Raw genomic sequence first — 21,709 nt, 5'->3', positions numbered from 1 at the left:
TGACCATGGCTGACACGTCATCCCCTACTCCATGGTGGAAGCGCCTAAGCGCGGGCTTCGTGACTGGGGCGGCCGACGACGATCCGAGCGGCGTAGCCACTTATTCCCAAGTCGGCGCCAAGTTCGGCTATGCGTTGCTTTGGATAGTCTTCCTCACGATTCCATTGATGATTGCCATCCAGATGGTCAGTGCGCGCATTGGACGCGTGTGCGGGCGTGGTTTGGCCGATACGTTGATGCGCCAGTTTCCTGCATCGGCGGTCTGGGGCCTGCTGGTCCTCCTTGTGGTGGCCAACGTGATCAATATCGGTGCCGACTTGGCGGCGATGGGTGCGGCGGCACAATTGCTAATGGGCGGACCACCGTTAGCCTATGCCTTAGTGTTTGCCGTGGCATCCACGCTGCTCCAGGTGTACCTCTCCTTTAACCGATACGCGCCGATCCTCAAGGTGCTGGCGTTGAGCCTCTTCACCTACGTGGCAACCGTGTTTGCGGTGCAGGTGCCCTGGGGAGAGGCGCTCAAAGCAACCGTCTGGCCAACGTTGCAGTGGAACACCGACTACATCACGGCGATCGTCGCAGTACTGGGTACGACGATCAGTCCGTACTTGTTTTGCTGGCAAGCCGCGCAGGAAGTCGAAGAGCTACGCGAGAGCGATGAGCGCGAACCGTTGAAACAGGCCAACGATCAGGCGCCGGATGCGTTGCGTCGAATCGCCATCGATACCAGTGTCGGTATGGTGTTTTCCAATGTGATCGCGTTTTTCATGATCCTGACGTCGGCAGCTGTTCTACATGCGCATGGCAAGACCGACATCCAATCGGCGTCCGAAGCGGCCGAAGCCTTACGTCCTATCGCCGGTCGTTTCGCTTTTATCCTGTTTGCCACCGGCATCATCAGCACGGGCCTGCTCGCCGTCCCGGTACTTGCCGGGGCCACTGCCTTTGCGATCGCGGGCGCGGCCCACGCGCCGTACGGCCTGACACGCAGGCCATCGCAAGCCAAACTCTTTTATGCCGTATTGGTGGGGGCCATGGCGCTCGGCGCGGGTCTGACGTTTTCGCCCATCGATCCCATCAAGGCGCTCTATTGGAGCGCCGTGGTCAATGGCGTTTGCGCGGTGCCCCTTATGGCAGCCATCATGATCGTGGCGCGTCGCAAGGCCGCGATGGGCGAGCATACCGTGCGCGGGCCTCTATGGGTTCTCGGATGGCTGGCCACCGCGGTCATGGGCGTGGCCGCCGTCGTGATGTTTGCGACGTTGGGCAAGAGTTGAATGCGCGCGTTCGGCTGGGGTATCAGCTTGGCACTTCTTCCGGGCGTTCTCTGGGCAGGGTCGGGCGCCTATGTCGTGGACGATGCCTCCATCACGCCTGCCGGCCAGTGCCAAGCTCAGAGTTGGCTCCAATTGGTCTCCGGTGGCGAAAAGACCCTCAACACTTTGCCTGCCTGCAGCACTGGCCCGGTGGAGTGGTCGCTGGGCCTGGGCGGGCAGAACCATCCGTACGAGCATCAGGAAAGCCCCGCGATCAAATGGATGATGCGAGATCCCGATCAACATGTCTTTGGGATTGCGGCCAATGTGGGTGCCACGTGGGGCAATGGCCATGTGCTGAACCGTAACGCTTATGTGGCCGTAACCTGGACGCCAGATGCGGCCCATCGTTGGGGAATCAGTGGCGACGCCGGGTCGGTGTATGCGCGCGGCAGTTCCTGGAATACTTTGGTCGGCATCGCCATACGTTACAAGGTGCTCGACCCATTGGCCCTCACGCTCGAGCGGATGCAGCACTGGAACGGAGGTGCTAACACGCAGGCGGGTCTTCGGTGGACCTTCCGCAATGGGGATAGCGTGGACCTTATCGCGGGCAAGAGTGAAGCGGTCGCCCATGGTCGGTGGCTCACGTTTGGTCTCAATGTCGCAATCTGAGGCTTTGCCTCTTTTGCCGGATAACGAGTTCGCCGCATAACCCCGCGCTGAGCGCGCTTGGGGGTGTCAGCTGCGTCTGACGCTCGATTTGAAGGCGAGTGTGTCGGACGGTGAGATTTAACCGTGCAACGCTTGGCTAAGCATGACAGAATGCAAAAGTAGTCCACCGTTGAAGACAAATAAACCATGAATACTCAATGGCTTGCCAATCAGGTGGAGCAAAACGAGCGTTTTAGAACGGAGCTAGTCCAGTTGGCGAGACTGGCCGTGTCGGGCGACCGGGAGCGGCTGAAGATCCAAGTGATGCGGCTGATTCGCAAGCTGCGCCAGGAGGGCGACGCGATGGCGGACGCACTGCAAGCGGCCGCGTTTCCCGTAGCCGAGGAGGCACGCGCGTCATTACCCACCCGGGCGGCGGCGCGCCGCTCCCATGCTGAGAGCTTTTCGACACCGCTTCCTGTGGATGAGGACACGCGCGCTGACATTCTGCGCATTGAGGACAACCCGCGGCCTACTCACGCGCTCGTACGCCACGCGGGCCTTGACCGTACGATCAGCCAACTCATTGCCGAGCGCCAAGCCGCAGACCGTCTGCGCAAGGCGGGGCTGGAGGCGCCCTCCACGGTCTTGTTTACCGGTCCGCCAGGCGTGGGCAAAACCGAAACCGCGCGGGAGACGGCGGCCCGTCTGGGCCTTCCTCTGGTAATTCTTGACCTGGCTACGGTGATCAGTTCGCTGCTGGGAAAAACCGGCAACAACATCAAGCGTGCATTCGACTACGCGCGCGCGGGCCCATGCGTGTTTTTTCTCGATGAGGTGGACGCCGTCGCCAAGCGCCGCGATGATCAAGCCGATGTGGGAGAGCTCAAGCGCTTGGTGACCGTTCTCCTGCAGGAACTGGATTTATGGCCGTCGCACAATCTTCTGATCGCGGCCACCAACCATGCCCAGCTGCTCGACCCGGCGGTCTTACGTCGTTTCCACCAACAGATCGTCTTCGCGCCGCCCACGCGCGAAGAACTGCTAAGCCTGGGCATGGCACTGGATGTGCACGGCGAACATTTGCCGGTGGCGTGGGTCGACGTGCTGGCCGACTTGGCGCATGGGACATCTCATAGCAGCTTCCTGCGCGATGTGAATCGGCTGCGCCGCGCTGTCGTGCTGCGCGGCCAGGCCGAAGGCCTGGATGTGCTGCGCGAGGTGATTGCGGAACGTAGCGCAGTACTAGGCAAGGATGTCAAAAAACGAATTGCCACCCATTTGGTGGACCAGGGCTTATCCAAACGCGAGGCCAGTCGACTGACGGGACTGGCACGCGATACCGTTAACTCTGCATTGCAGGAGGCAGCGCGCGCATGAAGGATCAACCGCGGTTTTTGTTGGGACGAGGCGAGCTTTTGACGCAACCGGTGGCGTATCGGCCCCGTGACCCGGGCGATACCGCGGAAGCGTACACGCTCGCGGAGCAACTCGACGTTTTGGGGACGCAGCTGCGGGGGCAGCAAGTGTTCTTCGACCGGTTGCCCTCGGCTGCCTGTCCAGGCGACCAGGTCGTGTCGATGATGACGCTGCATCCCAATGCCTACGCGCGCTCGAGGTTTCCCGAAAGGCTGCTCAACACTGCAGGCCTTTCCCTGTTGGGTAGCCTGCCACGCCACGTGCGTCCTCGCGCGGGGCGCGGACACGACAAAGATGAAGGCATGGCCACGACCGTGCTGTTTGTCGGCGGCACGAGACGCGCGTTTGGACGTCTTGGCGACATCGTCGCTTCGGGCGACGGCCTGGAGGACGCTGTCGCCAATGAGTTGCTGCGCGTGGAAGCCATTCACCCGCAAACGGTTGACGATCGCATCAAGGGGCCACTTCCCCGAACCGCTTCGGCCCTGGAAGTGGTGTTGCATTTGAGCGCCGATGCGCAAAGTGCGGAGGCCGAGCAGCAGTTCCTGGCGTTCGCCGAGCACGCCGGCCTGGCGATTCGTGTGGACCAGATTTACCAGGCACGTGGACTATGGTTCGCTCCTGCGCAAGGAACCGCCGGGCAGGCCCGTAGCGCGGCCGAATTTTCCATCGTCCGTGCGATTCGCCCGTTGCCGGCGCTCCGGCCGGTGGAGGAACTGGCCATCTTGCGCAGTGCCCAACCCGAGCCGGCGGTCATCTTGCCGGCCGAAGGGCCGGTGGATCCGGGTTTCCGCGTGGCTGTCTTCGACGGTGGCCTGTCCGAGGACCATCCGTTTGGGCTGTGGGCCTCGCGTATCGAGCCGCTTCCTGGAGACGGCATCGGGGACCCTGTCCCAGCCTATCTCGGCCACGGCCAGGCTGTGACGTCCGCGCTGCTGTTTGGCCATATGGAGGCGGGTACGCAGCCCCGTCCGTATAGTCACGTGGACCATTACCGCGTGCTCGGCACCAAGACCACGGAGGCATCGCTCTACAACGTCCTGCTGTGCATGGACCGCGTACTGCAGCAAGAAGAATACCGTTTCGTCTCGTTGAGCATCGGCCCGGTCGAAATTATCGGCGACGATCAGGTGAGCGCATGGACCACCATGCTCGATGACCATCTTCTTCAGGCGCGCTCCCTGGCGACCATCGCCATTGGCAATGCCGGGCACATGCCCTCACCGCATAATCGTGTGCAGGTACCGAGCGACAGTGTCAACGCGCTCGCGGTCGGCGCGTCTGATGGTCATCACGACACCTGGCAACGCGCGCCCTACAGCTGCGTGGGACCGGGTCGGTGCCCGGGATTGACTAAGCCCGATGTGGTTCATTTCGGTGGTGTAGATGGGAAGCCCTTCCGCTTTCTTCATAGCAAGCAGGGCTTGGGCGAGACGCAAGGCACGAGCTTTGCGTCGCCGTCGATCATGCGCCTCGCGGCGGGCGTCCGTGCGCATTTCGGTGAAGCGATATCACCGCTTGCCATCCGTGCGCTGATCATCCACAGCGCACAGCGCGGTGATCGCAGCGAGTTGGACGTTGGTTGGGGTTTGGCCGCCAACGACGTCAATACGATCACCGTCTGCCCAGACGGCAGCGTTCGCGTTCTGTATCAAGGGACACTGGAGCCGGGCAAAGTAATGCGCGCGCGGGTGCCACTGCCTGACATGGCACTGCAGGGCAAAATCACATTGCGTGGCACCTTTTGTTACGCCTGCCAAACCGATCCCCATACGCCGGGGGATTACACGCGTGCCGGACTCGGCATCACGTTCCGTCCTCACGCTGACAAGCTCGGCAGCGCCAAAGGCAAGCCGCCGGGATGGCAACCTAGTCCCAATTACCCGGCCACGCGGCCGTTCTTCCAGGAAGAGGGCAAGTTGCCGGAGCAAGCGCTGCGTCGCGACGCGCGAAAATGGGATACGGTGCGCAACCACCAAGACACGATGTTCGCCAGCTCGCTAAAGAATCCGGTCTTTGATATCCACTACCAAGCGCGAGAACCAGGAAGCCCTAACTCGCCCTCGCGCGCCATGCGACTGCCCTACGCCTTAGTGCTAACGCTCACCTCTAGCAGGCACGCCAACATTTACGACGAGGTCACTTCAGCGTTTCCGGTGCTCGCGCCTATCATGCCGACGGCGCAGATCCCTGCGGTTGTGCGCATGCCGACGAGTGGCGGTTAGCGGGTGGCGATGCGGGATCAGCTCGCTGCCTATTTGCAGAAGGCTACCGCAACTGTTCGACGGCTTCGATAGCGCCCAGTAGCCACGCCGGCGCCGTCAGGCGCTGCCGCGAATCGAAGCGGCAGCGGTACACATGCGCGCGCAAGGCATCTTGTATGAAGCGCTCCGGCCACGCTTCGAGGTACCGCTCGACATCCGCCAGGACGGCCATGCGCAGCGGAAGCCGCCAGTATTCAAAAGGCGTAAGGCTCTGCGGCAAACCATCGTGCCAGGCAGCCCGCCGGCGCGTCGCGGCGCGCGCCTGGGTTAAGCCAGCCAGCCGGGCGTTTCCGTACAGGCCACGGATGAGTAAGCGCGTTCCCCAGAGGAAATCGCGGGGTCCAATGCACTGGTTGCCAATGATGACCTCATTGCCGCGCGCTGCGCGCTGACCGCGCCGTTGAAAGCACAGTGCGCGGACGCTCAGCGGTACTGGCGCTTGAGCGCACGCCAGATTGGCACCACAGGTAGGACATGGGCGATGACCAGGCGGCTCAAGGCAGAGGCGGTGGGGCATCAGCGGGGCGTCGCACGCCGGACACGCGTCCAGCAAGCGGCAGCCATGACGTGCACAGGCAACAGTGAAGGCGAACCGCCACACTAACCGTGCTGGCAAGCCTTCGGCTAAGCACCGCGGGCAAAGCATCTGGCCATGGTGGCGGTTCAGACGGTGATACACGCCCAGCGGCAGAAGCCACGGTTGCCACCCGTTGGAGGACAGCGGGTCGAAGACGGTGCCCTCGTAACGGCGAAGCGTGGCTCGCCGCAGGCGATCAATCGGAACGCCGAGGACGTCGCTTGCTTGCGCGAGGAGCGCGTCATCGATTGATCGATCCATATCACGCGGCCAGACGGCGCGGGAACCAAATAGGCGTGTCCCAAACGTGTGGTTGCTGAGGCCATTGGCCCATGCGTAACGATGCAGCCACAGCGATAGCGGCTCATCCCGCGCCAGGCGCGGGTGGGCACACCAGGCCGTCACTGCATGCGCGCGGGGACCTTGCTCGCTGTAGGCCGGCGGCGACGTTGTGAGGGTGGTACCCATGGCAAGGCACGCAGCAGTTCATTGTCCACGCACTCGCGGCCGCTGGCTAACGCTTGGCTCACCGCGAGACACAATAGATCACGAATCTCACCCAGAAGACCTTCGCTGAAGGTCAGGATCAAGGCGGCGGTATCACGTTGCTGCAAGCGCGACGGTTGTTTGAGTGGCATCGTCACTTCGAAGCTAGCCAAGAGGCGGCGATATTCGCCATCCATTTGCCAGGTCGGCATCCATACCGGCGTCAGGCGATTGGACAGCTGCTCATCCTTGCTTACGGCAACCTGCGCATCCGTGGTACCGGAGACCACGATCGGAATGCGCAGGGTGTTGCCAAGGTGTTTTACGACATCCAACACGATGCGACGCCTGTCGTTTCGCGGCCCAAGGACGTGCTGGAATTCATCGAGCATGAGCATGCGGCACTGAACGACCTGCAGGAGCGCCCGAATTTGACGTGACTTTTCACTGACGGGGTCGCGGGCGCGAAACGGTTGGCGCAGCGCAATGAACATCTCGTCGTAGAGACGCGACTCGTCGGGGTTGGGCGGCACTTCAATGCGAAGGACGGGCACGCAGATAGCGTCACCATCTGGATTGGGGTTCATGGGATGTCGCTCCACGAACTCTAGTCCAATAGCGGTCTTGCCGCTGTTGGAATCGCCCAGGATCTGGAGGCCAGGCATGCGGTGGGTTGCGGGGTAATTCAACAAGCCTTCGAGCCGGTCGAGAATGGCATCCGCAGCGGTATAGCCAAACCACTTGGGCGCTCGCATGAATGCTAGTCGCTCGCTTGGCGATTTCGTCATCACTGGCCACACGCTGGCGTCCAGATGGTCCATCAGTGCATGACTCGCAGCGTGAAGGGCGTCGCAGGCGCCTCGTCCCAATCGTCGCCCACCGAGATATCGCCGGCGCTTCCAGGCGGCAGGCCCTCCTGCGCTTGCTCATTCGTGCGCGCCGTTTGCCGAACGCGCTTCTTCTGCAACGCCTTGCGTGCTTTCACCTTCTGCAGCTGCGCAGATTCCACTAGGGCATTGAGCCGCTCATAGGTCTCAAAGATCAGATCCTCATCGACTTCGCTTGCGCCTTCGCGCTTGAGCTGAGCGCGTACCTCGCGCAGCTCCCAAAGGCTCAGGGCTGGGCGTTCGAGCTGTCGGAACGGGATCGGATAGTAGCGGTCGGTATCAGGATCCAAGAAATACACCACGCTGATATCGCGCGGGTCACGGCGCACCACAAAGTGTCGGGGCTTCTTGGTCGCTCGGTCGGTCGCGCGGATCCACGGATCGAGGACGGGATCGTAATAGCTCAGTCCATCGATGCGCAGGCCGTAGGACTGTATGGTGCGCTCCAGTAGCGGCATGAAATCGAGGCGCAAACGCCGGGCATCGGCGATGGGCGTGGGCAGCCCTCTCCCCGGCGTGATGCCATCTCCCAGCAGGCCGGCTTCGAGCCGTTTGATTGGCGGCCGGCCGACCGCGGAGTGCACGCGCTGGTGATAGATGTTGCAGATGTATTCGGCGAGATAAAGCTCAAGCTCTCCAAAGGTCAGCGTTGCTTCCGTGTGCGGGGCGTAGGTACCGCGGTCTTGGGTGTTAGAAAACGTGGTGCCAGGCAAGGAATGAACCTCCTGGTTGAACGTGCCAAGCAGCCGTTCGATATGCCCGCCCCAGTTGGGAGTTTTGACCTTGCGCCACTCCATGCGGAAACGATGTTGCTCGGCGGCGCGCGTGATCATGGAACCATGAAACTCCTTGCCGTTGTCCGCGTGAACGGCCGCCGGCACGCCCCACATCGGCCATCGTGCTCGTACGCCGAGCGCCGCGAGCCAACCCTCCTTGGGCAAAATGGCATGCACCAGACACATGCCTACCGCGATCTCGCTCGGTGCGTCCAACGACAGATAGAACCCGGCGACGCAGCGTGTGTGCACATCGATGGCCAAGGTCAGCCACGGGCGTCCAATGTGCCGGCGATGGACATCGTCCACCACCACGACATCGAGCGGCGTGTGATCAATTTGCCAGTAAGCGCCCGGATAGTCGGCGCCGGGAAACGCGCCGGGGCGAGGTGCAAACCGGTCGTCAGACGCTTTACGACCATGCCGTCGGGCCGTGACCATGCGTTCGGACAGGTCTGCGATGCGCCGTCTCACCGTATTGGAGTGCGGCGTCGCCACGCCAGCACGACGGCAAGCCAGCTCCACGTCGCGCATCAGCCGCGACACCCGGGGCCGTTGGCTTTGCAGATACTTCGCTTCGATGGCTTCGCTGAGCAACGCCTCGGCTAGAGGGTCCAAACGCGAATGGCCGCGCCCGCCAGGCGGCTTGGCCGGCGCCAAATCTGCAATACGTCCGGAGGCTTTAAGTTTCTTTATCCAGCGATAAAGAGTGGCGACGTGTACCCCTAACGACTTAGCCAGCGCTTCTGCTTGGGCACGTGGGGCCGGCGTGTCGCCCAAGAACGGCGCAAGCTGGGCCGCCCGGCTTTGGGCCACACTCCAATCCTCGGGCGACAAGGATTCGAACCTTGAGCTGTCATGCGCGTCGTCGGCGAGCCGGGCCTCGCCGTTCGCCAGTCCTTCCAGAAGTGCAGCGATGGCCAACCGCACTCGCTCGCCGGTATCGATCCGGACAGCGAGCACCGAGTACAGATCGATGTAGCGCAGCAGGGTATAGGTCACCCCATCGATGACGACGTCCTGCCCAATAGCCAGAGGACTGGTGCTAAGGGTGTCAGTCACGGAGCCAGATCTCCGAATGCATGGTCAACTTCAAACCTAGATCGCAGCCGATGTCGCGGATAGCCACCAAGTGCCACAACGCATTGAGTAGTCGCGCCTGCTCCCACGGGTCAGTCGCGCAAGCGGAAAGCAATGTGGATGGTGTGGCCTGTTCCAAGCGCCGGAGCATTTTGGTGAGCAATGCGTGCTCGCCCTCGGAAACGCTGTCGTGGACGTAGGGCAAGAGAAACTTTGCGTTCCACAACAGATCGGTGCCCCGGATCTCGCGCTCGGTAATGAGCTTAAAACGCCACCCTTGCGAACGAGCGTAGCGACGGGCCGCCATGAAACGCGGCTTCAGCGTCGCCCATTGGTTCTTCAGCTCCTCGCGGTATTTAATCTCGTAGAGCACGCGGTATTCCGCATGGGCATCACCATTGCTGGGAACGTAGCTCACCAAGGCGTCCGGCACATAGGACGGTAGCCCGGGCGCGACCTGCAGGCGCAAGGGCTGTGGGTCCCAGCGGGTCACATAGGGGTCAAATTCGAGCAGAACGTAGAAGTCCCGTTCCAGCGAAGACTCGAACCTGGCGACGGCCGGCTCTCCCTGCTTGTCGGTAGGGATCATGCCGGCCAGCGCGCGGCGGCCGAGGCCGATTTTCCGGATAGGTGGCAAGAGACGCGGAAATCCAGTCGCAACAGTGTGGTGAAAATTGTAAGGAGTCGCGTTGACTTTAGGGAAGATGGGCGTTGGCTTTGATAGAAACATGGCTATCGGCCGGCTTAGTGTCGCCGCAATAGTCGCATCCACTTAGGAAAACCACATGGGCGGCGGCGCGCTGCCGCGGCCCGGGGAGATCTCGCTGGCCCATAATGGCGTGCTGTTTCTGGACGAGTTGCCCGAGTTCGGTCGACACGTGCTGGACGTGCTGCGCGAACCCATGGAATCGGGGCATATCGTGATTTCCCGGGCTGCGCGGCAGTCCACCTTTCCCGCGCAGTTCCAGCTGGTGGCGGCCATGAATCCCTGTCCGTGTGGCTATGCGGGCGATTCGCGGCAACGTTGCCAGTGTTCGCCCGATCAGGTGCAGCGCTATCGCGGCCGCATTTCCGGGCCATTGATGGATCGCATCGACCTGGGCATCGAGGTACCACGGGTTCCGCTGGGTGAACTGGGGGCGCCGCCCGGCCCGCAGGACGAAGACTCGGCGACCGTCCGGGCGCGCGTGATCAAGGCGCGCCACCACGGCCTGATGCGGGCAGGACGCGCCAACGCCGAGATCAGTTCGCGCGAACTGGAGCGCGACTGCGCCCTGGGACCGGCTGAGCGACGCTGGTATGACAGCGCGCTGGAACGGCTCGGGCTGTCCGCCCGGGCTTATCACCGCACGCTGAGGGTGGCCCGCACCATCGCCGACTTGGATGGCGGCGCCGCCTTGCTCGACCGCAGTCACCTCGCCGAAGCCCTGATGTACCGCCGTTTCTAAGGACGGCCGGCCATGTCTTATGGCCCTTGCGGGTAATTTTTGAACTGACGGGTATTGACTTGGTTCGGCGCAGGCGTATTATCTGTACTCGCTGGTTCTGCATTGAGCCATGCCTGCCACCCCGGTATCGGTACTCCCTCCCCCTCCCCCGTCCGATACCGGGGCTTGGCCCCCTCCCTTCCCCCTGATTCCCTTTGATCGACCGGCGGTTTGCGGCCGTGGACGACAGCGCATGGCGCGTGGTCCGATAGCTGCACTGCGATCGCACGAAGGACCGCGCATGAGGCTCGATCTCGGACTTCTGCTGGTAGGCATCCTGGGTGTCGGCTTTCTTGCTCAATGGCTGGCGTGGCGCGTAAGGCTGCCGGCGATCCTGTTCCTGCTGCTGGCCGGCATCGTGATGGGGCCGGTGGTCGGCGTGCTGGCGCCGGATCGGCTGCTGGGACCGCTGCTATTCCCGATCGTGTCGCTGGCCGTGTCGGTGATCCTGTTCGAAGGCAGCTTGACGCTGCGCTTCAGCGAGCTGCGGGAGATCGGTCGCGCGGTGCGTGGCCTGGTCACCTACGGCGCGGTGATCGCCGTCTTCCTGCTTGCCGTGGCCGCGCATTACTTCGCCGGCCTCAATTGGGAAGTCGCGCTGCTGTTCGGCGCATTGACCTGCGTGACCGGGCCCACGGTGATTGCGCCCATGCTGCGCACGGTGCGGCCCAACGCGCGCATCGCGAACACGCTGCGCTGGGAAGGCATCGTGATCGATCCGCTCGGCGCGTTGTTTGCCGTGCTGGTTTACGAGGCCATCGTCTCGCGCCAGCAAGGCCACACGATGGGCGTGTTCCTGGCGGTGATCGCCAGTGGCGTGGTGATCGGTTTGCTGGCGGCGTGGACGCTCGCGTTTTTACTGCGGCGTCAAATGATTCCCGAATATCTGCAGAACTACGGCACGCTGGTCGCCGTGCTGCTGGCGTTCTCGCTATCGAATGCAATCACGCACGAGTCCGGCCTGCTGACCGTCACCATCATGGGTATTGCGCTGGGCAATATGCGCGGCGTGCATATCGACGACATCCTTGATTTCAAGGAAAACCTCACCACCCTGCTGGTCTCGACGCTTTTCATCTTGCTGGCGGCGCGCCTGAGCTGGCCGTTGCCCGACGGCATGTTGGGCGCTGGCATCGCCATTTTCATCGTGGCCCAGCTGATCGTGCGGCCGGTGACTGCGACCATCGCCTGCATCGGCAGCGGCTTGAACTGGCGCGAGCGCGCCTTGATTGCCTGGGTCGCGCCGCGCGGCATCGTGGCGGCGGCGGTTTCCGCGCTGTTTGCGCTGAAGCTAGAAGCGCTGGGCATGGCAGGTGCGAAGGAACTCGTGCCCCTGGTCTTCATCTTGATCATTGGCACCGTGGTGCTGCAGAGCGCGACGGCGCGTCCGCTCGCGCGCTGGCTGAAGGTCGCCGAGCCCGATCCCACCGGCGTGCTTGTTTACGGCGCCGACCAGGCCGCTCGCGTGGTGGCGCGCGCCTTGGCCGACGCGGGCTTCCACGTTATCGTGGCGGACGAACATTGGGACGGTATCAAGCTGGCGCGTATGGACGGTCTGCCGACCTTCTTCGGCTATCCCGCGTCGTCACATGCGGAGCGCCATCTCGATCTCACCGGCATCGGGCGAATGCTGGCGATGTCGACCAATCGCGAGCGCAATGCACTGGCGTGTGTGTACTACCGGCGAGAATTCGGGCGCGGCAAGGTCTATCGATTGAGCAACGACGACGGCGCCGAGAACGGCAGTCGTGTGCAGTTGGGCGGAGACCTCGCGGCTCCCACGCTGTTCGATGCCGACATGACGCACGAGCGCTTCCTGGAGCGTCTCGCCGAAGGCTGGCGGATCAAGTCGACGCGGCTCACTGCGACCTTCGACTGGCCCAACTTCATCGAGCAATACGGTTCGCCGACGGTGCTGCTGTTCGGTGTCGAGGAGCATGGCGCGCTGCGCGTCGCGTCGGTGAAACGGGAGCTGGAACCGCGCGCGGGCTGGACGGTGATAGCACTGGTACCGCCGCAAAGCGCTGCCTGATCGAAGCGATACCTTCCATGCGTGCATGCGTGGGGGCGCTGGACAGGGCCGCGCTCCCCACGCACGCGCCGACGTCCCTGTCGGCTTACGCGAGGCAGGCAGCGTCAGGCGGCGCTGGCCTGACGCGAGGCGTGGAACTGGGCCTCTTCCGTGGACCCTTTGAGCGCGGTAGTGGACGACTGTCCCTGCTGGATGGCCTGGGTCACCGCATCGAAGTAACCCGTGCCGACTTCGCGCTGGTGCTTGACCGCGGTGAAGCCGCGATCGGCGGCGGCGAATTCCTTTTCCTGCAATTCCACGAACGCGCTCATCTGGCGACGGGCATAACCATAGGCCAGATCAAACATGCCGTAGTTAAGGCTATGGAAACCGGCGAGTGTGATGAACTGGAACTTGTATCCCATCGCGCCCAGTTCTTTCTGGAAAGTGGCGATGGTGGCGTCGTCGAGGTTCTTCCTCCAGTTGAAGCTGGGGGAGCAGTTATAGGCGAGCAGCTTGCCGGGATATTTCGCGTGGATGGCCTCGGCGAATTTGCGTGCTTCTTCCAGATTTGGCTTGCTGGTTTCGCACCAAACGAGATCGGCGTACGGCGCATAGGCGAGACCACGGCTGATGGCCTGGTCCAGGCCCGGGCGCACGCGGAAGAAGCCTTCCACCGTACGCTCGCCGGTGATGAACGGCTTGTCGTTGTCGTCGATATCGGAGGTGAGCAGGTCGGCCGCATCAGCATCAGTGCGTGCCACGATCAGCGTGGGCACGCCAAGCACATCGGCAGCGAGGCGTGCGGCGTTGAGCTTGTCGACCGCTTCGCGCGTCGGCACCAGCACCTTGCCGCCCATATGGCCGCACTTCTTCACCGAGGCGAGCTGATCTTCGAAATGCACGCCGGCGGCACCTGCTTCAATCATCGCCTTCATCAGCTCGAACGCGTTGAGCACCCCGCCGAAACCGGCTTCCGCATCGGCGACGATCGGCACCATCCAGTCGATCTCGTCCTGCCCTTCCGCGTGGTGCAGCTGATCCGCGCGCAACAGCGTGTTGTTGATCCGCTTGACCACCGACGGCACGGAATTGGCGGGATACAGCGACTGGTCGGGATACATCTCGCCCGCCAGATTCGCGTCCGCCGCGACTTGCCAACCGCTCAGGTAGATCGCCTGCAGGCCCGCCTTCACTTGCTGCATGGCCTGGTTGCCGGTGAGCGCGCCCAGTGCGTTGACGAAATCTTGCTTGTGCAGTGACTTCCACAAACGCTCCGCGCCGCGACGGGCGAGCGTGTGCTCCACTGGTACGGTGCCGCGCAAGCGTGCCACGGCCTCAGCGTCGTAGTTGCGCTGGATGCCGTTCCAGCGTGCGTTGTTCTTCCATTCGAGGGCGATCTGATCGGCGGTGGGCAGTGTGGTTTTCATGAGAGTGACTCCGTTGCATGTGCATGGATGCGGATGTGTGGGAGCGCACCCTGTGCGCGACTGCGGCCTTGCGGCATGACGCTCCGTTGGCTTGTCGCGCACTGGGTGCGCTCCCACCGTTGCTCTGCTGCCGATCAGCCGATCCGGGCGTACGCGGCCAGGGTGAGGAAGTCGCCGAGTTCTTCAGCGTGCGTAAGTTGCTTGAGCAACGCCGCCGCCTCTTCCGCACGATGCGCGACAGGGCTGTTGCCCTCCACCAGCCGATGCGTGTGCTTCACCAGCGCGTGATCGAACAAGGCGAAATCGATCGGCGCGTGATCGGTGAATTCCAGCGGACCGCGATGCAGCCATTGCCAGATCTGAGAGCGCGCAATTTCCGCGGTCGCCGCGTCTTCCATCAGGTGATGGATCGGCACGCAGCCCTGGCCATCCAGCCACGAGGCGGTGTAGCGCAGCGCCACTTCCACGTTGTTGTCGAAGCCGGCGCGCGTGATGGTGCCGCTGCACGGTGCGATCAGCTGGTCGCGGCAGACCTTGACGTCGCTGCGCGTCACATTGAGCTGGTTGGGCGAAGGCATGTATTTGTCGAACACCTCTTGCGCCACCGGCACCAGCGCCGGATGCGCCACCCACGTTCCGTCGTGACCGGCCTGCACTTCGCGCAGCTTGTCCGCGCGCACCTTGGCGAGTGCGGCATCGTTGGCTTCCTCATCGCCCTTGATTGGAATCTGCGCTGCCATGCCCCCCATGGCGAAAGCGCCGCGGCGATGGCAGGTCTGGATCAGCAGTTCCGAATAGGACTTCAGGAACGGCACGGTCATGAGTACCTGGCTGCGGTCGGGCAGCAGGCGGTCGCGATGGCCGCGGAAGGTTTTCAGATAGGAAAAAATATAATCCCAGCGACCGCAGTTGAGGCCGACCACGCGTCCGCGCAGCGCATGCAGGATTTCGTGCATCTGGAACACGGCCGGCAGCGTCTCGATCAGCACCGTGGCCTTCATGCAATCGGGCGGCAGCTCGAGCGCGGCTTCGGCGGCGGCCATCACGTCGTCCCATAGCGCGGCTTCTTCCATCGCCTGCAGCTTGGGCAGATAGAAATACGGGCCGCGATCGCGAGCTTGCAAGGTGCGTGCGTTGTGGAAGGCGTACAGTCCGAAATCCACCAGCGCGCCCGACATCGGTTCACCGTCGACGGTGATGTGGCGCTCGGGCAGATGCCAGCCGCGCGGACGCACCACGAGCACCGCAGGGTTGCCGTTGACGCGGTAGTGCTTGCCCTCGGGCGACGTGAATTCGATCGCGCCATTCACCGCGTCGCGCAGGTTGATCTGACCGTCGATCTGGTTGGCCAGGGTAGGCGCGGAGGAATCCTCGAAGTCCGCCATGAACACCTTCGCGCCGGAGTTGAGCGCGTTGATGATCATCTTGCGCTCGACCGGGCCGGTGATTTCCACCCGGCGGTCGCGCAGCGCCTGCGGAATCGGCGCCACCGTCCAGTTGCCCTCGCGGATGGCGACGGTGTCGGCACGAAAGTCCGGTAACTCGCCGGCGTCGTAGCGGGCCTGACGGCTCTCGCGGGCGGCCAGCAGGTTCAGGCGGCGATCGTCGAACTGCCGATGCAGGTCCGCCAGGAAAGCCAGGGCCTCAGGGGTAAGGATGGCGGCGTGTTCCGGGCGGATGCCGCCCAGCACCTGCGCCGCGGAAAGGGCGAGTCGTTCCTTGGGGACGGCCATGGGAATCTCCGTGATGACGTTGGGATGACACTAGGTCGCGGAGACTGGCTTTGACAAAGCAAATGTTTCAATCTTTGATATTGTCTTTTTTAATATCTATCGCAACTCAATGAATATAAAAGGCCAAAAGTGGACAAAAAGCCGCTGAACAAGGCAAAAAAAAGCCCCGTCACGCCACATCGGAGACGTACGGACACGTATGGTGAGGACGGCGAAACGAGCCGCTTCTACTACAAGGGCAATCGGCAGAAGCAGCTGAGGGCATTCGTCTACACGGTGAAGCTGGGCACGCTGACCCGGGCCGCCGAAGCGCTCTTTCTGTCTCAACCGACCGTGAGCCTGCAGTTGCAGGCCTTGGAGCGAGAGCTGGGCGTCCGCCTGCTGGAGCGTCGCCGCCGACGCATCAATCTCACCGATGCGGGGGAGGCGCTGTACGAGCTGGCGCGTCCGCTGGTGGAAGGCTGGGAAAACCTCGACCGCGATTTCCAGGCCAAGGTGAAGGGCTTGCAGGGCGGGCGGCTCACCATCGCCGCCGGCAGTTCTACCATCCAGTACCTGTTGCCGGATCTTGTGCGCCGCTACCGCGAAAGCTACCCCGAGGTTCAGTTGCAGCTCGCCAACGTGACCGGCAAGGATGGCTTGGCGCTACTGCGCGCCGATGAAGCCGACTTCGCCGTGGGCTCCATGCTCGACGTGCCCAACGACATCGCTTGGGCGCCCGTGCATCACTACGACCCGATGCTGATCATGCCGCCCGATCATCCGCTGGCTTCCAAGGCCACGGTGACCGTGCAGGATCTTTCGCCCTATGGACTGATTCTTCCACCGCAACGGCTGTCGACCTATCGGCTGGTGGACCTGGTCTTCCAGCAGCGCCAGGTGCCTTACCGCGTGGCCATCGAAGTGGGTGGCTGGGACGTGATCAAGGAATACGTCGCCATGGGCCTGGGCATTTCCATCGTCACCGGCATCTGCATCACCGAAGCGGATCGCACGCGTTTGGCCGTCCGTAACATGAAGCAGTATTTCCCGCAGCGCAGTTACGGCGTGGTGATGCGCAAAGGTAAATTCCTCAGCGCGGAAGCGAGGGCGTTTATCGATCTGGTGAAGCCGGGACTGCTGACGCATCGCGATTACGATGAGTCGGGGCATTCGGAGCGTTAGGGCGCACGGTTTCTGTGGGAGCGCACCCTGTGCGCGACGGCCTCAGGTTCCGTCACCGCAAGTCGCGCACAGGGTGCGCTCCCACAATGGGGTCTGAGTACGCTCAGTCGTTCGCGTTGCGATGTTTGCCCCGATAGGGCGTAAACAGCGCACGGATCCTCGCCATGTCCGCATCCGGATCGTCGGTGGCGCGCACGACCGGGCCGAAGGTAAAGGTCTTGCTCGGGTAATCGAGGAACAGCGTCTGGATCGGCACATTGGCATCGTGGGCGATGCGCAGGAAGCCCGACTTCCACTGCTTGACCTTTTTGCGCGTGCCTTCGGGAGTGATGCCCAGCCACATGCGGTCTTTCTCCCGGAAACGCTGCACCATCTGGTCCACCACGTTGAGCGCGGCGCTGCGGTTGATGGCGATCATGCCGATCGGGCGCAGGATGATGCCCAGCGGGCCTTCAAGCACTTCGCGCTTGACCATGATGTTGATGTCCACGCCCAGGCCGATCTTCATCAGCAGGCCGTAATAGCCATCCCAATAAGACGAATGCGGCGCGCCGATGATGATCAGCCTGGGCTCGTTCGGGAGCTCGCCAAGCAGCTTCCAGCCGGACAGGCGCAGCAGGCAGCGCGCGAGCCACGGCCAGAACTTGCTGTTGAGCTTGGGCGCTTCAGGCGGGGCAGGGGGCAGCATCGGGGTGTTCATTCACGACTCCAGTCACGCGACCGCGTTTGCTTGATCTTGCCGCGTTGCTGTTTGCCGGCGAGCCGGCGCTCTTTCGAGCCGCGGGTGGGCTTGGTGGCGATGCGCGCTTTGGGTACGACCAGGGCGCCTCGGATGATCTCGACCAGGCGATCGCGCGCATCCTCGCGGTTGCGGCCCTGGTCGCGGAAACGGCGTGCCTGGATCACCAGCACGCCCTCGTCGGTAAGCCGGCGATCGCGGCGTGCGAGCAGGCGCGCTCGCAAGGGCTCGGGCAGGGACGGCGATTGCGCCACGTCGAAGCGCAGTTCGACGGCGCTTTCCGTGCGATTGACGTGTTGCCCGCCGGGACCGTCTGCGCGGAGGAAGCGCTCAGTCAGCTCGGTCTCGGGCAGGACGATGGATCGGCTGATGGTGAGCATGGCGCAAAGTTTAGCGGGCGAGCGTGACATGCCGCCACGACGCGGCGCATCACAAATCGGGCAACGACCAGCCGAGGCGTTCGAGCAGGCCTCGATAGGCGGCATCCAGCGGCGCTTCCAGGCGCATCGGCTCGCCGCTCAGCGGGTGCGCGAAACTCAGGCGCCAGGCGTGCAGCAGCATGCGGTGGCAGCTGAAATACTGCTTGTAGAGGCGGTTGTGATCGCTGCGCCCGTGCTGGCAATCACCAATGATGGGATGGTGCAGGTGCGCCATATGCTTGCGGATCTGGCGAAAACGGCCGGTTTGCGGTTCGGCCAGCACCATGGCATAGCGCTGCTGGGGATAGCGCCCCAGCTCAATGGGCACTTCCACCGTGGCCAGGCGTCGATAGCTCGTGCGCGCTTCGCGGCGAGGCCCGCTGTCGCGGGAGCCGGGCAGGGGATAGTCGACCAGCGCCTCTTCGGGCTCAGGCCAGCCGCGTACCACGGCGAGGTATTGCTTGTGCACGTTGCGCCCCATGAACTGCTCGCCAAGCGCGGCGGCAATTTCACTTGAGCGCGCTACGAGCAGCACGCCGCTGGTGGCGCGGTCGAGGCGATGGGCGAGATAGGTCGTGCCGCCCACTTGCTCGCGCAGCAGGTCGATCAGGAACTCTTCCGCGTTGCCGACCATTTTCGACCGGTGCACGGCGAGGCCCGCGGGCTTGTTCACCGCGATGAGGGCGTCGTCTTGGTAGAGGATGTCGAGCATGTCGATGACTCACGAAAGAGGCGGACTATCCGCCGCTTTCACCGGTGCGTCATCCCGGCGCACCCCGAAAAGGGGGCAAGGGCCGGGATCCAGCAGCGACGTCGCATGGTCAGACGATGAGGCGCTGGATTCCGGCCTTCGCCGGAATGACGGTGAGGGGGATTAGCGTCGAGGCCAACCCGCAGCGAAAGCGATCAAACCGGCAACCGCAACGAGGGGAGCTTGCCACGCGCCATGCTCTGCTGCTTGCGTCCACAGCACCGCACTACCCAACAGCAACGATCCGCCCAACAACCCAAACGACAACGCGCGCCGCGTGCGCTGCGCTTCATCACGTTGCTGCGCGAGCTCAGCCGGATCACTGATCGTGTGCCGCTCGCCCTTGGCCACTTGGCGCAACGCATCGCGCACCAGCTCCGGGAACTGCGGGGCGGCGTGGAACCATTCGGGCAGGCGCTTGCGCACCTCGCGCAGTGTTTGGCGCGGGCTGTAGCGCTCGCGCAGGATGCGCTTGAGCACCGGGTGCGCCACCGCCCAAATGTCGATCTCCGGGTCGAGCATGCGGCCGACGCCTTCGATATTGAGCAAGGTCTTTTGCAGCAGGATCAGCTGCGGCTGCAGCGTCAGCTCATAGCGGCGCGCGGTCTGGAACAGTTTCACCACCAACTCGGCCAGCGAAATCTGCGACAGCGGACGGGTGAAGTACGGCTCGCAGACGGTGCGTACTGCCGCGGTCAGTTCGTCGATGCGCACGGTGGACGGCATCCAGCCGGCGTCCACGTGCAGCTGCGCGATGCGTGCGTAGTCGCGTTCGAACAAGGCGATGAAATTTTGCGCAAGCCAATACTGGTCGCGCTCCGGCAGCGATCCCATGATGCCGAAATCCAGCGCGATGAAGCGTGCATCGGCCGGGCGCGCCGTGTCGACCCAGATATTCCCGGGGTGCGCATCGGCGTGGAAAAAGTTGTCGCGAAACACCTGCTCGTAGAACAGCCGCACGCCCTTTACGGCGAGTGCTTTGCGGTCGATGCCGGCGGCGTCGATGGCGGCGATGTCGTCGCAGCTGACGCCGTAGACGCGCTCCAGCGTCAGCACGCGGGCGCTGGTGAGATCCCAGAACACCGCCGGCACGTAGAGATCGTCACCGCTCTTGAAGTTGCGACGAAGCAAGCTGGCGCTGGCGCCTTCGCGCTGCAGATCCAGCTCGTTTTCAAGCATCTTCTCGACTTCGGCGACGACGTCGAGCGGACGGATCTTGTCGGCATTGGGATGCCAGCGTTGCGCCAGCTCACCCAGCGAACGCAGCAGCTTGATGTCGCGCTCGATCTGCTGGTCGATGCCGGGGCGCAGCACCTTGACCACCACCGCGCTGCCATCGGCCAGCGTGGCCGCATGCACCTGCGCGATCGAGGCCGACGCCAGCGGCGTTTCATCGAAGCTGGTGTACAGCGCGGTGATCGGCGCTTTCAGTTCCTGCTCGATGATGGCGCGCGCTTCGCCGCCGGGGAACGGTGGCACCTGATCCTGCAGTTGCGCCAGTTCATCGGCGATGTCCGCCGGCACCAGGTCGCGGCGCGTGGACAGCACCTGGCCGGCCTTGACGAAAATCGGTCCCAGCTCGGTCAGCGCCAGCCGCAGGCGGGCGCCGCGAGAGAGATTCGTGATGTACGTGCGCGGCCGCGCCACGAAAGGGCGCACCAACTTGAGCGGTCGGAACAGGTGCGCGGCATCGACCAGTTCGTCCAGGCGATAGGCGAGCAATACGGAAGCGACGCGCATCACGCGCGGTACCACCTTCAGCGGTGTCCTCACGCGGCGGGTCCCTTCTTCAGACGCTGCTCCAGGCGCGTCAGACGCGCTTCGAGGCGTTCGCTGCGTTCGCGCAAATCATCCACGCCATCGAGGAAACCTTCCACTTCGCCGGGCGCGGCCGCGACGCGAGCCTCGTCGCGCAGCCAGTCGGCGGTGTCGGTGGTGAGGTGGCTTGCCGTTTCCTTCGCATGCGCCAGGCCGTAGCGCACGGCCCTGGCGAGCGGAACGCCGAGTACATCGCCGAAGGTGCGCGCGAACGCCTCTTCGAAATCGGGTGCGAACTTGCTGGCCAGTTTTTCCAGGCGGCGCGCAAGGTCGGCATCGCCGGCGATCTCGACCTTGCCCGGCGCCACGCCTTCGTCATCGCGCTTCACCAGCATGGCCAGCAAGCTGCCCGGCGTTGCGGCGACGCGCAGATGGTTGTCGTCCTGCGCAGGGCCGACCTTCAGCCGCTCGCCATCCACCGTCACCGACAACGCCAGCTCCGGCCCGCGCAGATGCAACTGCACGCTGCGCCCATCGAGCGCGGACAGCCGGCCGGCGGTTTCCGGATCGAGCGACAAGGTGTGATTCAGCGCGGTTTCCAACGCGCGACCGGCGAGGGCGCGCATGGGCCGTGGGAGGAGGGACATGAGGGATGGGGCAGTCATGCCGCCGATTGTAGCGGGTCAGGTCGTTTGAGCTGCAGAGCAGCTACGGTTGAAGCGCTCCCGCGAGCACCCGCCCCTCACCACCGGCCCTCTCCCCGGAGGGGAGAGGGAGAAGTGAAGTGCCTCGCTCCGTAGGTTTGTCGCGCACAGGGT

The 21,709-nt window shown here is 63.5% G+C and carries 17 protein-coding genes and 1 pseudogene; 7 read left to right on the top strand and 11 right to left on the bottom strand.

Annotation, left to right across the window (positions count from 1 at the left end):
- Positions 1-5: 5 nt before the first annotated feature.
- The 4 genes from AC1DMY_RS11965 (at position 6) to AC1DMY_RS11950 (ending at position 5,554) form a co-directional block, all read left to right on the top strand.
- Positions 6-1,277, top strand: a complete 1,272-nt coding sequence (locus AC1DMY_RS11965) for an NRAMP family divalent metal transporter (RefSeq protein ID WP_477165184.1) — start codon at positions 6-8, stop codon at positions 1,275-1,277.
- Positions 1,278-1,931 (top strand): hypothetical protein, encoded by a 654-nt coding sequence (locus AC1DMY_RS11960; protein WP_477165183.1) that lies wholly within the window; start codon positions 1,278-1,280, stop codon positions 1,929-1,931.
- A 186-nt stretch (positions 1,932-2,117) separates the two neighbouring features.
- Positions 2,118-3,290, top strand: a complete 1,173-nt coding sequence (locus AC1DMY_RS11955; protein WP_477165182.1) for an AAA family ATPase — start codon at positions 2,118-2,120, stop codon at positions 3,288-3,290.
- Complete coding sequence (locus AC1DMY_RS11950; RefSeq protein WP_477165181.1) at positions 3,287-5,554, top strand: S8 family peptidase; 2,268 nt, start codon at positions 3,287-3,289, stop codon at positions 5,552-5,554. The genes AC1DMY_RS11955 and AC1DMY_RS11950 overlap by 4 nt, the downstream gene beginning before the upstream one ends.
- 43 nt (positions 5,555-5,597) lie before the next feature.
- Here AC1DMY_RS11950 and AC1DMY_RS11945 read toward each other — a convergent pair whose 3' ends face one another.
- From AC1DMY_RS11945 to AC1DMY_RS11930, 4 genes are read right to left on the bottom strand one after another with little or no spacing between them, the layout of a single operon-like run.
- Positions 5,598-6,638: a TniQ family protein gene (locus AC1DMY_RS11945; RefSeq protein WP_477165180.1), complete on the bottom strand. Its 1,041-nt coding sequence runs from the start codon at positions 6,636-6,638 to the stop codon at positions 5,598-5,600.
- Entirely contained in the window at positions 6,572-7,477 is a 906-nt protein-coding gene (locus AC1DMY_RS11940) for a TniB family NTP-binding protein (RefSeq protein ID WP_477165179.1), read from the bottom strand. The genes AC1DMY_RS11945 and AC1DMY_RS11940 overlap by 67 nt, the downstream gene beginning before the upstream one ends.
- Complete coding sequence (locus AC1DMY_RS11935; RefSeq protein ID WP_477165178.1) at positions 7,477-9,381, bottom strand: transposase; 1,905 nt, start codon at positions 9,379-9,381, stop codon at positions 7,477-7,479. Before AC1DMY_RS11935 ends, AC1DMY_RS11940 begins: the two co-directional genes overlap by 1 nt.
- The gene (locus AC1DMY_RS11930; protein WP_477165177.1) at positions 9,374-10,171 is read right to left on the bottom strand and encodes a TnsA endonuclease N-terminal domain-containing protein; all 798 of its coding nucleotides are present in this window, start codon (positions 10,169-10,171) and stop codon (positions 9,374-9,376) included. The genes AC1DMY_RS11935 and AC1DMY_RS11930 overlap by 8 nt, the downstream gene beginning before the upstream one ends.
- Before the next feature lie 13 nt (positions 10,172-10,184).
- Here AC1DMY_RS11930 and AC1DMY_RS11925 point away from each other — a divergent pair.
- Together AC1DMY_RS11925 and AC1DMY_RS11920 are read left to right on the top strand one after the other, a co-directional pair.
- Positions 10,185-10,847 (top strand): annotated as a pseudogene (locus AC1DMY_RS11925) (ATP-binding protein); the annotation flags it as partial.
- 280 nt (positions 10,848-11,127) lie between these two features.
- The gene (locus tag AC1DMY_RS11920) at positions 11,128-12,918 is read left to right on the top strand and encodes a cation:proton antiporter (RefSeq protein WP_477165176.1); all 1,791 of its coding nucleotides are present in this window, start codon (positions 11,128-11,130) and stop codon (positions 12,916-12,918) included.
- Between the two features lie 104 nt (positions 12,919-13,022).
- On the opposite strand, the gene aceA is transcribed toward AC1DMY_RS11920, so the two are convergent.
- Together aceA and aceB are read right to left on the bottom strand one after the other, a co-directional pair.
- A complete protein-coding gene (gene aceA / locus AC1DMY_RS11915; RefSeq protein ID WP_477165175.1) occupies positions 13,023-14,327 on the bottom strand; it encodes an isocitrate lyase in 1,305 nt (434 codons plus the stop codon).
- 134 nt (positions 14,328-14,461) lie between these two features.
- Positions 14,462-16,060 carry a malate synthase A gene (gene aceB / locus AC1DMY_RS11910; RefSeq protein WP_477165174.1) on the bottom strand — a complete coding sequence of 533 codons (1,599 nt, stop codon included), beginning with the start codon at positions 16,058-16,060 and terminating at the stop codon, positions 14,462-14,464.
- A gap of 129 nt (positions 16,061-16,189) precedes the next feature.
- Between aceB and AC1DMY_RS11905 the strand changes: the two genes are divergently transcribed.
- Entirely contained in the window at positions 16,190-17,224 is a 1,035-nt protein-coding gene (locus tag AC1DMY_RS11905; RefSeq protein ID WP_477165173.1) for a LysR family transcriptional regulator, read from the top strand.
- Positions 17,225-17,327: 103 nt separating this feature from the next.
- Here the strand turns inward: AC1DMY_RS11905 and AC1DMY_RS11900 are convergent, their stop codons facing one another.
- The 5 genes from AC1DMY_RS11900 to AC1DMY_RS11880 form a co-directional block, all read right to left on the bottom strand.
- Positions 17,328-17,924: a 1-acyl-sn-glycerol-3-phosphate acyltransferase gene (locus AC1DMY_RS11900; protein ID WP_477165172.1), complete on the bottom strand. Its 597-nt coding sequence runs from the start codon at positions 17,922-17,924 to the stop codon at positions 17,328-17,330.
- Positions 17,921-18,343: an alternative ribosome rescue aminoacyl-tRNA hydrolase ArfB gene (gene arfB, locus AC1DMY_RS11895; RefSeq protein ID WP_477165293.1), complete on the bottom strand. Its 423-nt coding sequence runs from the start codon at positions 18,341-18,343 to the stop codon at positions 17,921-17,923. The genes AC1DMY_RS11900 and arfB overlap by 4 nt, the downstream gene beginning before the upstream one ends.
- A 49-nt stretch (positions 18,344-18,392) precedes the next feature.
- A complete protein-coding gene (locus AC1DMY_RS11890; RefSeq protein WP_477165171.1) occupies positions 18,393-19,094 on the bottom strand; it encodes a pseudouridine synthase in 702 nt (233 codons plus the stop codon).
- 162 nt (positions 19,095-19,256) lie between these two features.
- Positions 19,257-20,873, bottom strand: coding sequence for a ubiquinone biosynthesis regulatory protein kinase UbiB (gene ubiB / locus AC1DMY_RS11885; protein WP_477165292.1), 1,617 nt, complete (start codon positions 20,871-20,873; stop codon positions 19,257-19,259).
- 29 nt (positions 20,874-20,902) lie between these two features.
- The gene (locus AC1DMY_RS11880) at positions 20,903-21,556 is read right to left on the bottom strand and encodes a ubiquinone biosynthesis accessory factor UbiJ (protein WP_477165170.1); all 654 of its coding nucleotides are present in this window, start codon (positions 21,554-21,556) and stop codon (positions 20,903-20,905) included.
- Positions 21,557-21,709: the final 153 nt, after the last annotated feature.

Source organism: Dyella sp. 01L423 (assembly GCF_056399945.1).
The sequence above is the reverse complement of the archived record's forward strand: the minus strand, read 5'-3'. Positions and strand labels throughout refer to the sequence as shown.

Excerpts from the sequence above, each read along its gene's own strand:
- AC1DMY_RS11960 (WP_477165183.1), top strand. The coding sequence starts at position 1,278 with ATGCGCGCGTTCGGCTGGGGTATCAGCTTGGCACTTCTTCCGGGCGTT.
- arfB (WP_477165293.1), bottom strand. The coding sequence starts at position 18,343 with ATGCTCACCATCAGCCGATCCATCGTCCTGCCCGAGACCGAGCTGACT.
- AC1DMY_RS11945 (WP_477165180.1), bottom strand. The coding sequence starts at position 6,638 with ATGGGTACCACCCTCACAACGTCGCCGCCGGCCTACAGCGAGCAAGGT.
- AC1DMY_RS11950 (WP_477165181.1), top strand. The coding sequence starts at position 3,287 with ATGAAGGATCAACCGCGGTTTTTGTTGGGACGAGGCGAGCTTTTGACG.
- aceA (WP_477165175.1), bottom strand. The coding sequence starts at position 14,327 with ATGAAAACCACACTGCCCACCGCCGATCAGATCGCCCTCGAATGGAAG.
- AC1DMY_RS11940 (WP_477165179.1), bottom strand. The coding sequence starts at position 7,477 with ATGGACCATCTGGACGCCAGCGTGTGGCCAGTGATGACGAAATCGCCA.
- ubiB (WP_477165292.1), bottom strand. The coding sequence starts at position 20,873 with ATGCGCGTCGCTTCCGTATTGCTCGCCTATCGCCTGGACGAACTGGTC.
- AC1DMY_RS11965 (WP_477165184.1), top strand. The coding sequence starts at position 6 with ATGGCTGACACGTCATCCCCTACTCCATGGTGGAAGCGCCTAAGCGCG.
- AC1DMY_RS11890 (WP_477165171.1), bottom strand. The coding sequence starts at position 19,094 with ATGCTCGACATCCTCTACCAAGACGACGCCCTCATCGCGGTGAACAAG.
- AC1DMY_RS11900 (WP_477165172.1), bottom strand. The coding sequence starts at position 17,924 with ATGAACACCCCGATGCTGCCCCCTGCCCCGCCTGAAGCGCCCAAGCTC.
- AC1DMY_RS11920 (WP_477165176.1), top strand. The coding sequence starts at position 11,128 with ATGAGGCTCGATCTCGGACTTCTGCTGGTAGGCATCCTGGGTGTCGGC.
- aceB (WP_477165174.1), bottom strand. The coding sequence starts at position 16,060 with ATGGCCGTCCCCAAGGAACGACTCGCCCTTTCCGCGGCGCAGGTGCTG.
- AC1DMY_RS11880 (WP_477165170.1), bottom strand. The coding sequence starts at position 21,556 with ATGACTGCCCCATCCCTCATGTCCCTCCTCCCACGGCCCATGCGCGCC.
- AC1DMY_RS11955 (WP_477165182.1), top strand. The coding sequence starts at position 2,118 with ATGAATACTCAATGGCTTGCCAATCAGGTGGAGCAAAACGAGCGTTTT.